Genomic DNA, 13,159 nt, shown 5'->3' with positions numbered 1-13,159 from the left:
ATCAAACCGGCTTCATCCCTTCGACTGGGCCCTGAGTTGCGCGATGATGCCGGAAAAGTCCACCATGCCGTGTCCGGCATCCGAAAAAGCCTGATAAAGCGCCTGCGCATGCGCGCCGAGCGGCGTGGACGCGCCGGCCGCGCGCGCCGCCTCCTGCGACAATCGCAGGTCCTTCAGCATCAGCGCCGTGGCGAAGCCCGGCTTGTAATCATTATTGGCGGGCGATGCGGGCACCGGACCCGGTACCGGACAATAGCTCGTCAGCGACCAGCATTGTCCCGAGGAGGTGGACGCGACATCGAACAGCGCCTGATGCGACAGACCGAGTTTCTCGCCGAGCGTGAACGCCTCGCAGACGCCGATCATCGAAATGCCGAGGATCATATTGTTGCAGATCTTCGCCGCCTGCCCCGCGCCTGCCTCGCCGCAATGGATGATTTTGGCACCCATCTTTTCCAGGATCGGCTTTGCGGCGGCGAATGCCTTGGGATCGCCGCCCGCCATGAAGGTCAATGTCGCGTTCTTCGCGCCATTGGTGCCGCCGGACACCGGCGCATCGACCGAACGCAGGCCCGCGGTCGCCGCCAGTTCGTGGGCCTCTCCTGCGCTTCCAACATCGATGGTCGAGCAATCGATAATCAAGGCGCCCTTTTCGAGCAGCGGCACGATCTCGTTCCAGACATCGAGGACATGTTGACCCGCAGGCAACATGGTGATGACGGTTTCGGCTTCCTGCACCGCATCGTTGATGCTGGCCGCAACGGCGATGCCTGCCGCGGCCGCCGCCTTCTTGGAAGATTCGGCGAGATCGAAACCGCGAACCGCAAATCCCGCCTTCACCAGATTGGCGGCCATCGGGCCGCCCATGTTGCCGAGACCGATAAAAGCAATCTGCGTCATGACCGACTCCGTCTGGTGAACGTGAAGCAATTTAGCGTCCGAACGGAGCGAGCGCGATATTCAACATAAGAACGAGATGCGCTGTGCCGCTAGCGAGCGACTTTTCCTTGTGCGGATTTCGGGACAGCGCGTTTGACGCGCGGCTCATTCCCCGCCAGCGCCTTCTTCCGGCCTGCCTTGAGAATATCCGCCGATAATTCCTCATCGGCCGCTGCCGCGCGCGCCAGCAGAAGGCTTCCGACCATGGTAGCGATGGCGCCGATCGCCTCTTCGCGCATAGCCCTGGTCGGACGCTCCGCATGTTGCGAGGCGACAAGATCGATCGCCTCTTCAAGTTTGGCGGTGAAAATCCGCCGCGTCTTTGTACTGGAGCGGGCCAGTTCGGCGCCTAGCGCCGGTAACGCGCAACCGCCCGACACGTCGTCGCGATGTTCGCGCGTCAGATAGCCATTGACGATGGCGGCCAGCCCTTCGCCTTTCGGCGCTTTCTCCGCCCGGGCCCGCCAGCGCCGCGCAGTCGTATCCAGCGCATCGCGGAAGGATTCCTCGATCAGCGCGTCGCGGGATTTGAAATGCGCATAGAAGCCGCCATGGGTGAGTCCCGCCTCCTCCATCAATTCCGCGATGGCGATGCCGGCTGAACCATTTTCCTTCAGACGCATGACCGCGCCTTTCAGGATTTTCTCATGGGTCGCCGCTTTGTGATCCCGCGTGTAACGCATGGCCTGTCCTTTATATGTCATATATCATATAATACGAAAGAAGCCGCTCCGTAAAGGGATTGTGATCCAATCCTCGTGATATGATACATATCATACTCTCAGTTTCCGACTTGCCCCACAGGACCGACCATGATCTCGAACTGGCTCTCGGCGCGCCTTGCCTCCCGCGACATCTATTACGGATGGGCCGTCGTCGCCGCGACCTTCCTGACGACGCTGGCGAGCGCCGCCTCGATCAGCGCGCCGGGCGTGTTCATCGTGCCGCTGGAGCAGGAATTTCACTGGAGCAACGCGGAAATCTCCAGCGCGCTGTCGATCCGCCTGCTGCTGTACGGGCTGGTGGCCCCCTTCGCCGCAGCCCTCATCAACCGCTACGGCATGCGCAATGTCGTGCTCTGCGCGCTGACGACGATCATCTCAGGCCTCGTGCTCTCGCTGTTCATGACCGAAGTCTGGCAACTGATCGTGCTGTGGGGTTTCGTCGTCGGCCTCGGCACCGGCATGACTGCATTGGTGCTCGGCGCGACGGTTGCCGCGCGCTGGTTCACCGCGCGGCGCGGATTGGTCGTCGGGATGTTCGCCGCGAGTTCGGCCACCGGCCAGCTTCTGTTTCTGCCGGTGATGGCGAAGCTCACCGAACTCTATAGCTGGCGCGTCGCCACCGGCGCGCTCTGCGTGCTGATGGCCGTCGCCGCGCTTGCCGTGCTTCTGGTGGTGCGCGACCGTCCGTCCGATCTCGCGCTACGCCCCTTTGGCGATGACGGCAGCACGCCGATCCCTCCGCCCGCGCCCGCGAATGCGCCGATCACATCGGCTGCCCTCGGCGCATTGAGGGAGGCCTTGCAAAGCCGCGTCTTCTGGGTGCTGTTCTTCACCTTCTATATCTGCGGCGCCAGCACCAACGGCCTGATCCAGACGCACTTTATTACGCTGTGCGCCGACTATTCGATTCCTGCCACGGGCGCCGCAACGCTGCTGGCGGCGATGGGCATCTTCGATTTCATCGGCACCATCATGTCCGGCTGGCTGTCGGACCGCTACGACAATCGCTGGCTGCTGTTCTGGTACTACGGCCTGCGCGGGCTCTCGCTGATGATGCTGCCGTTCACCGACTTCACCTTCTACGGCCTGTCGCTGTTCGCGGTGTTCTACGGGCTCGACTGGATCGCCACGGTCCCCCCGACCGTGCGCCTGACCGCCTCGACCTTCGGAGCCGAGCGCACCAATCTGGTGTTCGGCTGGATTTTCGCCGGCCACCAGATCGGCGCTGCCTCGGTGGCGCTAGGTGCCGGATTGTCGCGGACCTATCTGGCCAGCTATTTGCCCGCGTTCTTCACAGCCGGGCTCCTGTGCCTGATTGCATCGCTCGCCGCCCTGTCGATCCGCCGTGACAAACGCCCCGTAGTCGCCTAGGTCTGTACCGACAGATTTCTCCGGCAAGGCAGGACGATGCGACGGATTGTTGTTACGGGTATGGGTGCGGTGTCCCCGCTGGGTTGCGGCGTGGAAACCAACTGGTCACGGCTGACCGCCGGAAAATCAGGCATTCGCCGCCTGCCCGAGGAAGCCTGCGCCGACCTGCCCTGCAAGGTGGCGGGCCTCGTGCCGGACACCACCGAGGACCCGGAAGCCGGCTTCGATCCGAGCTGCGCGGCTCCGGTCAAAGACCAGAAGAAGATGGACCGCTTCATCCTGTTCGCGCTGCTCGCAGCTGAGGAAGCAGTGGCGCAGGCGAACTGGCACCCGGCCGAGGAAAAGGACCGCACACGGACCGCGACCATCATCGGTTCCGGCGTCGGCGGCTTCCCGGCCATTGCCGATTCCGTGCGGCTTGCGGATTCGCGCGGCGTGCGGCGGCTGTCGCCCTTCACCGTTCCCTCCTTCCTCGTCAATCTCGCTGCCGGTCAGGTGTCGATCAAGCATGGCTTCAAGGGCGCGCTGGGCGCACCGGTGACGGCCTGTGCCGCCGGTGTGCAGGCGATCGGCGATGCCGCGCGGATCATCCGCGCGGGCGAAGCCGACATCGCGCTGGCGGGCGGCGCGGAAGCCTGCGTAGAGCGCACCGCGCTTGGCGGCTTCGCTGCGGCGCGCGCACTCTCCTCCGGTTTCAACGACACGCCCGAGCGTGCCTCGCGCCCGTTCGACAAGGCACGCGACGGTTTCGTGATGGGCGAAGGCGCGGGTCTTCTCGTGATCGAAGAACTGGAGCATGCACTCGCGCGCGGAGCTAAACCGATCGCGGAGCTGATCGGCTACGGCACCAGCGCCGACGCCTACCACATGACATCAGGTCCCGAAGATGGCGATGGCGCGCGCCGCGCTGTCGTGCAGGCGCTGCAACAGGCGGGGCTTGATCCGTCGCAGATCCAGTATCTCAACGCCCACGCCACTTCGACTCCGGTGGGCGATCTCGGCGAACTGGCCGCAATCAAATCGGTGTTCGGGACCAACAACAGCGTGGCGGTGAGTTCGACCAAATCGGCGACCGGCCATCTGCTCGGCGCCGCTGGTGGCCTCGAGGCGATCTATTCGGTGCTGTCGCTGCGCGACCAGACCGCGCCCGCCACGTTGAATCTCGACGATCCCGACGATGCGGCGCAAGGCGTCGACCTCATCCGCGGACAAGCCCGCGAAATGAAGATCGATCATGTGCTTTCAAACGGGTTCGGCTTCGGCGGCGTCAACGCCAGCGTGATCTTCCGCAAGATCTGACGGCTTGCGCGGGTAAGCCCTACTACTCCGCCGCCTCCGACACCGCGCTCGGCGGCTCGGAATGATCGCTGTCGGACGGCGTTCCGCGCCCGAACTGCGACATCCAGTTCGACAGGCGATCGAGGTAAAGATAGATCACCGGCGTCGTGAACAATGTCAGCACCTGACTGACAAGCAGGCCGCCGACCATGGCGTAGCCAAGCGGCTGGCGGATTTCCGAACCGGTGCCGTGGCCCAGCATCAGCGGCACACCGCCGAGCAATGCAGCCATCGTCGTCATCATGATCGGGCGGAAACGCAGCAGCGCCGCCTTGTGGATCGCTTCTTCCGGCGTCAAATGCTCGTCGCGCTCGGCCACGATCGCGAAGTCCACCAGCATGATGCCGTTCTTCTTCACGATGCCGATCAGAAGCACGATGCCGATCAGCGCAATGAGGCTGAAGTCGTAGCCGAAGATCATCAGCGTCGCGAGCGCGCCGACACCCGCCGAGGGCAGCGTCGATAGAATGGTGATCGGGTGGATGTAGCTCTCGTAGAGAATGCCGAGGATGAGATACACCACGATGAGCGCCGCGAAGATCAAGAGCGGAATGGTGCCGAGCGATTGCTGGAACGCCTGCGCGGTGCCCTGGAAGCTGCCGTTCAACGTGCCCGGCACGCCGAGTTCGGCCACCGCCTTCTGCACCGCGTCGGTCGCCTGCCCCAGCGCAACGCCTTGCGCGAGGTTGAAGCTGATGGTGATCGCCGGGAATTGTCCCTGATGGCTGATCGACAGCGGCCGCACCGGATCGGTGGTCCAGCGCACGAAGGTCGAGAGCGGCACCTGATCGCCCGTCGTCGGCGATTTGATGTAGATTTTCTGGAGGCTATCCAGATCGCCCTGCATCTCCGGCAGGATTTCCATCACCACATGGTAGCTGTTGAGCTGGGTGAAATACTGCGCGACCTGACGTTGGCCGAATGCGTCATATAATGTGTCGTCGATCAATTGCGGCGAGATGCCGTAGCGCGACGCCGTATCGCGGTCGATGGTCAGCGTCAGCGTGGTGCCCTTGGTCTGCTGGTCGGTCGCGACGTCGCGCAGTTGCGGCAACGTCTCCATCTTCGCCAGGATCTTCGGCGCCCACTCGTTCAGTTCTGCAAGGTTGGCGTCCTGCAACGTGTATTCGAACTGCGTGCGGGTGGCGCGGCCGCCGAGGCGCACGTCCTGCGACGCCTGCAGATAGAGTTTGGCGCCTTCCACCTTTTCGGCCTTGGCGCGAATGCGCGCGATGATCTGCGGCGCAAGCGCCGTCCGTTCGTTCCGCGGCTTCAGCGTAATATAAAGACGGCCGGTGTTCAGCGCGCTGCCGCCGCCGCCGATTGCCATCGCGACGCTGTAGACATCCGGATCGTCCATCACGATCTTGCCGAGTTCTTCCTGCTTGCGCTTCATGTCGGCGAAGGAAATGTCCTGCGCGGCCTGCGAGGCGCCGGTCAGCAGGCCGTTATCCTGCTGCGGGAAAAAGCCCTTCGGGATCGCGATGAACAGGATCACGGACAGCGCCAGCGTCGCGAAGAACACCATCAGCGTGGTGAAGCGCCAGCGCATCACCACGTTCAGGCCACGCTCGTACCAATAGAGCATGCCGTCGAACATGCGCTCGCTCCACTGGTAGAACTTGCCGTGCTGCTGGTGCTCCTGGTGCGGTTGCAGGAAGCGGGACGCCATCATCGGCGTCAACGTCAGCGACACGATCATGGAGACGAAAATCGTCATCGCCAGCGTTACCGCGAATTCGCGGAACAGGCGCCCGATGATGCCGCCCATCAACAAGAGCGGGATCAGCACCGCGACCAGCGACACGCTAATCGACACGATGGTGAAGCCGATCTCGCTCGCGCCCTTCAGTGCGGCCCGATACGGGTCCTCCCCCTTCTCCACGTAACGCGAAATGTTCTCCAGCATCACGATGGCGTCGTCGACCACGAAACCGACCGCGATGGTGAGCGCCATGAGTGACAAATTGTCGAGCGTATAACCCGCCATCCACATCAGCGCGCAGGCGCCCAAGAGTGCCAGCGGCACCGTGACGCTCGGGATCACGGTCGCCCAGAAACTGCGCAGGAAGATGAAGATGACCATCACCACGAGAGCGATGGTCAGGAGCAGCGTGAACTGCACGTCCTCCACCGCCGCACGGATGGTCGTGGTGCGGTCGCTCATGATATGAATCTTGACCGCCGGCGGAATGGCTTTCTCAAGCCGCGGCAACTGCGCCTTGATCTTGTCGACCGTCTCGATGACGTTGGCGCCGGGCTGCTTGAAGACGACGAGGAACACGCCGCGCTTGCCGTTCGCCCACGCCGCCTGCTTCATGTCCTCGGGCCCGGACACCGCCTGCCCGATATCGCGGATGCGCAGCGGGCCGCCATTGCGATAGGCAATAATAACGTCGTTCCAGTCTTTCGACGCCGGCAACTGGTCGTTGGCGTAGATCGTGTAGCTGCGGGTCTTGCCGTCGATGTTGCCCTTCGGACTGTCGACCGTGGTCTGCACCAGTTGCGCGCGCACGTCTTCCAGACCGAGCCCCTTCGCGACAAGCTTCGCCGGATCGATCTGCACGCGGATCGCAGGCTTCTGCTGGCCGCCGATGGTGACCTGGGCGACGCCGGTGATCTGGCTGAGTTGCTGAGCGAGCTGGCTGTCGACCGCGTCATTGACCTCGATCAGCGGCATCGTCTCGGAGGTCGCCGACAGGATCATGATCGGGGCATCCGCCGGATTGACCTTGCGATAGGTCGGCGGACTGGGAAGACTTTTCGGCAACTGGCCGCCCGCGGCATTGATTGCCGCCTGTACGTCATTCGCCGCACCATCGATATTGCGATTGAGATCGAACTGGATCGTCACCGCCGTCGAGCCGAGCGAGCTCGTCGAGGTCAACTGCGCGACGCCCGGAATCTGCGCGAACTGCCGCTCGAGCGGCTGGGCGACCGACGACGCCATCGTTTCAGGACTGGCGCCCGGCAGGCTCGCCGAGACCTGAATGGTCGGAAAATCGACCTGCGGCAGAGGCGCGATCGGCAGCGACGGATACGCCACGAGACCGACGAACAGCACGCCGACCATCAGCAACGAGGTTGCGATGGGGTAGCGGATGAAAGGAGCCGAAACGCCGCCGTAAGCCATGATCAATCAGCTTTCGGTTCGTTGTCGCCGGAGCCAGCAACCTTCGTGGCCAGAAGCGATCCCGCCTGAACCCGGTATTGGCCGCGCGTCACCACCTCTTCGCCCGGCGCAAGGCCGCTGTCGATCAGGCTTTTGCCGTTGCCGGTTTCCCGGACCTTGATCGGCCGCACCACGGCCTTGTTGCCCTCGCCGACTGCGAAGGCGAACAGCCCATCGGGACCGTGCTGCACGGCATCCTCAGGCACGACAGTGGCATCCTTGACCGTCTCGATCAGAAGGCGCGTGGAAACCGACAATCCCGGCCACAGCGCATGATCCTTGTTGTCGAACGTCGCTTTCAGGCGGATGGTTCCACTGGTGGAATCCACCTGATTGTTGATGAGCGCCAGCATGCCCTCCGAGAGTTGCTTCCGCCCATCTGTCGTATAGGCGATGACCTTGAGCGGGCCGCGCTTCATCGCAGCCGCGATGGCGGGCAGTTGCTGCTCGGGCGCGGTGAAGATCACGGAGATCGGTTCGACCTGCGCGATGGACACGATCGCCGTCTGCGCCGCCGCGGTGACGATATTGCCGACATCGACCATGCGGATGCCGGTGACGCCGGCGATCGGCGCACGGATACTGGTGTAATCGAGCTGCGTCTGCGCGTTGTCGATCGCGGCCTGATCGCCTGCGATCTGCGCGGTGAGTTGCGCGACATTGGCGTTCTGGGTGTCCACAGTCTGGCGGGTCGCGAACTCGCCGAGCTTGGTCGAGCGGGCGAGATCGAGCTTGGCGTTGTTAAGCGTCGCCTCGTCCTGCACCTTCTTGGCCTTCGCTGCGTCGAGCGTCGCCTGGAACGGGCGCGGATCGATCTGCGCCAGGAGATCGCCTTCCTTGACGAACTGCCCTTCCTTGAAAACGATCTGCGTGATCTCGCCATCGACGCGCGTGCGGACCTGCACGGTGTTGAAACCCTGCACGGTTCCAAGGCCCGACAGATAGACCGGGAAATCCGCCTTCTCGACCGGGGCGATCGTCACCGGAACCGCTGGCGGCGGACCTGCCTTAGGCTTGTGCGAACCAAGGCCACGCCAAGCGGCGGCCAGCGCGCCGACAGCCACCAGCGCAATCAGCAAAAATCCCCAGCGAGGCATTCCAGGCTTCGTCATTCCGTCTCTCGTAAACCCGATACTCTTACATATTACTCATATGACTGCGATTATTTAGTATGCAAGCACTTAATATCATGACATGCTAATGAACTCTTCGTCAGACCAAACCGCCCCCTGGTCATGGCAACCGTCACGGTCCAGCGTCCATGTCACTCGATCTCAAACGGCAGTTCATCACACAGCTCGTCGAATCTTCCCGGCTGCTGCGCAATTATATCGAACACCGCGCGAAGAGCCGCGGGACCACGCGCGCCCAATGGATCGTGCTCTTTCGATTGCGTCAGCAGGAAGGGTTGTCGCAGGTCGATCTCGCGGAAGTGATGGAATTGCAGCCTATATCGCTGGTGCGGTTGCTGGATCGCCTTGTCGATCAAGGCCTTCTTGAACGCCGTCCTCACCCCACCGACCGGCGGGCCAATCAACTATATTTGACCGATATGGGACGGCGGCTCGTCGACGATCTCGACAGCCTTCGCGATTCTATCGCCTCCGAGGCGCTGCGCGAAACATCCACGGCCGCGATCCAGACCGCGCTCGACGTGCTCCTTCAGGTTAAGGATAACGTCAAGAACAACGCCGACAGCGTTGCCGACACTGTCCCGCCCCCACCGGCCCGGACGCGGCGGTTGCGACGATAGATCGCGCTCGCCCACCGGCTCTCCGCCGGTCAGCGCGCTTTCGGACGGCGCGGAATATAAATGCAGGCCGCGTAGATGACGACCGGCGTGAGTAGCATCAGCCACGACAACCCGTCCCACACGCCATCGCCGACCAGCGCGGCCACCAGACCGACGATGCTCATGACACCGATGAGCGCCGGGACCGCGAAAATCTGCCCGAGCGTGCGATGCTTGGGAAAAACGCTGCGTCCACTCATGGCGTCTGCGGCTCCAGTGCCGAGACGCTCGCGACGGAGCGCTCGATGGAAACACCCGATTTTCGTCGCCGCAGCCAGATATAAAGTCCCGTGACCAGAAGCACGATGGTGATGACGTCGAGGATCGCCCAGAGGATCTTCAACGGCATGCCGCCGTAATCGCCGAAATGCAGCGGCTGCGACAAGAGCAGCGTCGAGACGTACCAGGGCATGTCACGGCTGTCCGTCATCGCGCCGGTCTGCGCATCGATCAGCGCGGGCTTCAAGAGACGCGATGTCAAAGGCGTGTCGCCGCGCATGAACACGGCATAATGGCTCTTGCTGCTGAAGATCGTGCCCGGAAACGCAACGAAGGACGGCTTCATGTCCGGCTCGGCCTTGATCGCAACCTTCACCGCTTCGTTGATCGAGGCCGGGTTCATGACGACGGGACGATCCTTGTATTGCGCCGTCATCGCCGCGAGCTGATCGAACTGCCAGTACTTGATGACGAGATCGGCCCAGGTGTTGATGACGCCGGTGAAGCCGACGACCAGCGTCCACATCACCAAAAGAATGCCCGCGAGATTGTGCACATCGAGCCAGCGCACCACCCGCTTCCGCTCGCGCCGGTAAGTGCCGAAGTCGAGTTTCCGCATCGACGGCGCATAGACCACGATGCCGGAAATGATCGCCACGCAGAACAGGATGCCCATGAAGCCCAAAAACAATTTGCCCGGCAGACCGGCAAACATATCGGTGTGCAGCTTCAGCATGATGTAGGTGAAACGGCCGGTGACATCCGGCGCGTCGAGATATTTCGCCGTATGCGCATCCACGCGCGCGAGCGTGTTCTTTGACGGATCGGCATCGATGGTCTTGCCGACGCTTACCATCAATGCGTTCGGATCGTCGCGATCCCAGATCAGGAAATGCGGCACCATGTCCCGCTTCTGCGCCTTCACCGCCGCGACGACATCGTCGAGGTTGGCAAGCGGCGTGCCCGCAGGCACATCCGCCGCCTTCACCTGCGAATGCAGGACGTCATCGATCTCCTCGTGGAAGATCAGCGGCAGGCCCGTCACGCACAACAGCAGCATGAAGGCCGTGCAAATGATGCTCGACCATTTGTGCACCCATCCCCACCGCCGCAGTGACTTGCTCGCCGCCAATTTGGACTCCTTTTATTTCCAGCTGTATCGCAGCGTGCCCAGAACCGTACGGGCCGTTCCAAGACCGCAATAGGCCAGACCAGTCAGGCACGACTCGACGTAATACTTGTTGGTCAGGTTCTTTGCGGTGATCTGCGCGCTCCAGCCTTTCATGTCCGGGCGCAGATAGGAGAAGTCATAACTGACAGCCGCGTCGAGGAGCGTATGGTCGGGGATGACGAACGTGTTCTGTCCGTCGCCCCAGCTCTTGCCGACATAGCGCACACCCGCGCCAAGGCCAAAACCCGCCATTGGGCCGTTATACCATGTGTATTTGGCCCAGAGAGATGCCTGATCTTCAGGGGCGGCCTGAAGGTGTTTGCCGAGATTGTTGGCCGCAGCCGGCGCCAGGCTTTTCGTGATCTTTGTATCCAACCGGGTGTAACCGCCAATGATTTCCAGTTCGCGGGTCACGTTTCCGCGCACCTCGAACTCGAAGCCGCGCGAACGCGCCGAGTCGGTCTGCAAACTCGTAAAGAAGATCGTCGGATTGCCCGTCAGAATATCGTTCTGATTGATCTCAAACAGCGCCGCGGTCATCATCAGGTTCATGCCGTTGGGCATGAACTTGACGCCGATTTCCTTGCCGTCGCCTGTCGTCGGCTTGAACGGAGTTGTGCTACCGGCGGCAGCGCCCGTATTCGGCACGAACGACGTCGAATAGCTGATGTAGGGCGACACGCCGTTATCGAACAAATAGTTCAGACCCACACGACCGGTCTGCGCGGAATCGCTGCGCGAATACTCATTGGGAGGCGGATAAAATGCCGGAGACAGACTGGTCAGGCTCGTGTTGACGAAATCCTGCCGCCCCGTGAGCGTCAGCGTCCAGCGGTCAAGCTTCATCTGATCTTGGGCGTAAAGGCCGGCCTGATCGATCTTGTTGTTGTTCAGGATGAACGGTGACAGGGCGTCGAACGGAGTTGGAACTGCGCCATAGACCGGATTGTAAGGGTTGATGCTGGGGAACGTGCCGCCGAACGCCTGACTGCCCTGGGTTCGATAATCGACGTGACCTGTCTGATGCAGGAAGTCAAAACCGAGCAGCACCTTGTGCGTAACCGGGCCAGTGCGGAAATCGGCCTGCAACTGATTGTCGAGTGTGACGTTCTGCGAATGCGCCTTCACGTAATTGTAGGAACGCGCGACAAGCTGCGTCGGATTGGCGGGATCCATGCCTTCCGAACGAACTGACCGCAGATCGTTGTCCACTTCCATGTAACGGAAGTTCTGGCGGAACTGGAGGTTGTTGTCGAAGCGGTGCTCGAACGCATAGCCAATGGACTTCTGTTCCAACTTGTAACCATCGAATGCCGGCTCGCCGATATACGTATTGTACGGAACGTGCCCGTTCGGATTTGGCAGGAAGGTGACCTGGCCGGGCAGATATTGCTGGTAACCCTTGTTGTCGATCTTCTGGTACTGCGACAGGATCGTGAAGCTGGTGTCGTTGGTCGGACGCCATGTGAAGCTCGGCGCAATGAACGCCATGTTGTTCTGCATGAAGTCGGTCTGTGTGTCGGCCAGCCGGCCCAGACCCACGATGCGGTACAGGAACTCGCCGTTCTTATCGATCGGACCACCGATGTCGAACGCGCCCTGCTTGTAGTTGAAGTTTCCGAATGTCGTTTCGAAATCGTAGTGCGTCGTCGCCGTCGGGCGCTTGCTCACCATGTTGAGGAAGCCACCCGGCTCGGTCTGGCCGTAGAGACCGGACGACGGACCCTTCACGACTTCCAGCCGCTCGAGACCGTAGGTTTCGATTTTCGGGATGGCGAAGGTCGTGCTGTCGGCCGGCAAACGCAAGCCGTCGAGATAGCTCACCGCGTTGAAGCCGCGAATCTTGAAGCCATCGAAGAATGCGTTAGCGCCGTAGCTCTGGAGCGATACGCCGGGCGTATATTGAAGCGCATCCTGAACGCTTTGTGCGCCTTGCGCGGCGATCTGATCCTGCGTGACGACCGAGATCGATTGCGGCGTTGTCAGAAGCGGCGTGTCAGTCTTGGTGCCCGAAACACTCTGGTGAGCAAGATAACCGTCGACCGGCCCGGTGCCGCGCTCGAGGCGGCCACGGCCATCGACGACGCTCTCCTGCGCCGCCTGCTCCGTGCCCCTGTTGCGCGCGACGTTGCTCGATGTGCTGCGGACACGCGATGAAGGACGCACCGCCGCGCGGCGTTTCGCTTGCGGCTTCGGCGCATCGACAGTGACGGCAGGGAGCGCGGACGATGATGATTGCAAAGTTTGCGCGTGAACTGTCGAAGGAGCATTGATCATCAGCGCGAGATAACTGACCGCGCCCATGCAGATCGCGCGTTTGAAAATCTTCGACTTGCCGTTCATTTCGTGCCCCACGATTTATTCCGCCCCTCGCGGATTTCTTTGTCCTCCTATCACGCGGAATCGCGTTGACACGTTTTTGGAAATTAGAA

The 13,159-nt window shown here is 61.9% G+C and carries 10 protein-coding genes; 3 read left to right on the top strand and 7 right to left on the bottom strand.

The features are described from left to right. Positions 1-12: 12 nt before the first annotated feature. A complete protein-coding gene (gene mmsB / locus AFIDRAFT_RS09830; RefSeq protein ID WP_009339208.1) occupies positions 13-900 on the bottom strand; it encodes a 3-hydroxyisobutyrate dehydrogenase in 888 nt (295 codons plus the stop codon). An 89-nt stretch (positions 901-989) separates the two neighbouring features. Further along, positions 990-1,622 carry a TetR/AcrR family transcriptional regulator gene (locus tag AFIDRAFT_RS09825; protein ID WP_009339207.1) on the bottom strand — a complete coding sequence of 211 codons (633 nt, stop codon included), beginning with the start codon at positions 1,620-1,622 and terminating at the stop codon, positions 990-992. A 129-nt stretch (positions 1,623-1,751) separates the two neighbouring features. On the opposite strand from AFIDRAFT_RS09825, the gene AFIDRAFT_RS09820 reads away from it, so the two are divergent. After that, positions 1,752-3,035, top strand: a complete 1,284-nt coding sequence (locus tag AFIDRAFT_RS09820; RefSeq protein WP_009339206.1) for an MFS transporter — start codon at positions 1,752-1,754, stop codon at positions 3,033-3,035. Between the two features lie 36 nt (positions 3,036-3,071). Continuing rightward, positions 3,072-4,334 (top strand): beta-ketoacyl-ACP synthase II, encoded by a 1,263-nt coding sequence (gene fabF, locus AFIDRAFT_RS09815; RefSeq protein ID WP_009339205.1) that lies wholly within the window; start codon positions 3,072-3,074, stop codon positions 4,332-4,334. A 22-nt stretch (positions 4,335-4,356) separates the two neighbouring features. Here the strand turns inward: fabF and AFIDRAFT_RS09810 are convergent, their stop codons facing one another. Together AFIDRAFT_RS09810 and AFIDRAFT_RS09805 are read right to left on the bottom strand one after the other, a co-directional pair. Then, positions 4,357-7,506, bottom strand: a complete 3,150-nt coding sequence (locus tag AFIDRAFT_RS09810; RefSeq protein WP_009339204.1) for a multidrug efflux RND transporter permease subunit — start codon at positions 7,504-7,506, stop codon at positions 4,357-4,359. 2 nt (positions 7,507-7,508) lie between these two features. Continuing rightward, positions 7,509-8,657, bottom strand: coding sequence for an efflux RND transporter periplasmic adaptor subunit (locus AFIDRAFT_RS09805; RefSeq protein WP_009339203.1), 1,149 nt, complete (start codon positions 8,655-8,657; stop codon positions 7,509-7,511). A 149-nt stretch (positions 8,658-8,806) separates the two neighbouring features. Here AFIDRAFT_RS09805 and AFIDRAFT_RS09800 point away from each other — a divergent pair, with 149 nt between their 5' ends. Continuing rightward, entirely contained in the window at positions 8,807-9,298 is a 492-nt protein-coding gene (locus AFIDRAFT_RS09800; protein ID WP_009339201.1) for a MarR family winged helix-turn-helix transcriptional regulator, read from the top strand. Positions 9,299-9,327: 29 nt separating this feature from the next. On the opposite strand, the gene AFIDRAFT_RS09795 is transcribed toward AFIDRAFT_RS09800, so the two are convergent. From AFIDRAFT_RS09795 to AFIDRAFT_RS09785, 3 genes are read right to left on the bottom strand one after another with little or no spacing between them, the layout of a single operon-like run. After that, complete coding sequence (locus AFIDRAFT_RS09795) at positions 9,328-9,537, bottom strand: hypothetical protein (protein WP_009339199.1); 210 nt, start codon at positions 9,535-9,537, stop codon at positions 9,328-9,330. Next, positions 9,534-10,688 carry a PepSY-associated TM helix domain-containing protein gene (locus tag AFIDRAFT_RS09790; RefSeq protein WP_009339197.1) on the bottom strand — a complete coding sequence of 385 codons (1,155 nt, stop codon included), beginning with the start codon at positions 10,686-10,688 and terminating at the stop codon, positions 9,534-9,536. Before AFIDRAFT_RS09790 ends, AFIDRAFT_RS09795 begins: the two co-directional genes overlap by 4 nt. A gap of 12 nt (positions 10,689-10,700) precedes the next feature. Next, positions 10,701-13,070 (bottom strand): TonB-dependent siderophore receptor, encoded by a 2,370-nt coding sequence (locus AFIDRAFT_RS09785; RefSeq protein ID WP_009339195.1) that lies wholly within the window; start codon positions 13,068-13,070, stop codon positions 10,701-10,703. Between the last annotated feature and the right edge of the window lie 89 nt (positions 13,071-13,159).

Source organism: Afipia sp. 1NLS2, assembly GCF_000178995.1.
In the GTDB taxonomy this organism is placed as follows: domain Bacteria; phylum Pseudomonadota; class Alphaproteobacteria; order Rhizobiales; family Xanthobacteraceae; genus Afipia.
Note: the sequence above shows the minus strand (reverse complement) of the source record. Positions and strands in the feature narration are given on the sequence as shown.

What these genes read in the sequence shown, in the direction of transcription:
- mmsB (WP_009339208.1), bottom strand. Translation starts at nt 900, where the DNA reads ATGACGCAGATTGCTTTTATCGGTCTCGGCAACATGGGCGGCCCGATG.
- AFIDRAFT_RS09825 (WP_009339207.1), bottom strand. Translation starts at nt 1,622, where the DNA reads ATGCGTTACACGCGGGATCACAAAGCGGCGACCCATGAGAAAATCCTG.
- AFIDRAFT_RS09820 (WP_009339206.1), top strand. Translation starts at nt 1,752, where the DNA reads ATGATCTCGAACTGGCTCTCGGCGCGCCTTGCCTCCCGCGACATCTAT.
- fabF (WP_009339205.1), top strand. Translation starts at nt 3,072, where the DNA reads ATGCGACGGATTGTTGTTACGGGTATGGGTGCGGTGTCCCCGCTGGGT.
- AFIDRAFT_RS09810 (WP_009339204.1), bottom strand. Translation starts at nt 7,506, where the DNA reads ATGGCTTACGGCGGCGTTTCGGCTCCTTTCATCCGCTACCCCATCGCA.
- AFIDRAFT_RS09805 (WP_009339203.1), bottom strand. Translation starts at nt 8,657, where the DNA reads ATGACGAAGCCTGGAATGCCTCGCTGGGGATTTTTGCTGATTGCGCTG.
- AFIDRAFT_RS09800 (WP_009339201.1), top strand. Translation starts at nt 8,807, where the DNA reads ATGTCACTCGATCTCAAACGGCAGTTCATCACACAGCTCGTCGAATCT.
- AFIDRAFT_RS09795 (WP_009339199.1), bottom strand. Translation starts at nt 9,537, where the DNA reads ATGAGTGGACGCAGCGTTTTTCCCAAGCATCGCACGCTCGGGCAGATT.
- AFIDRAFT_RS09785 (WP_009339195.1), bottom strand. Translation starts at nt 13,070, where the DNA reads ATGAACGGCAAGTCGAAGATTTTCAAACGCGCGATCTGCATGGGCGCG.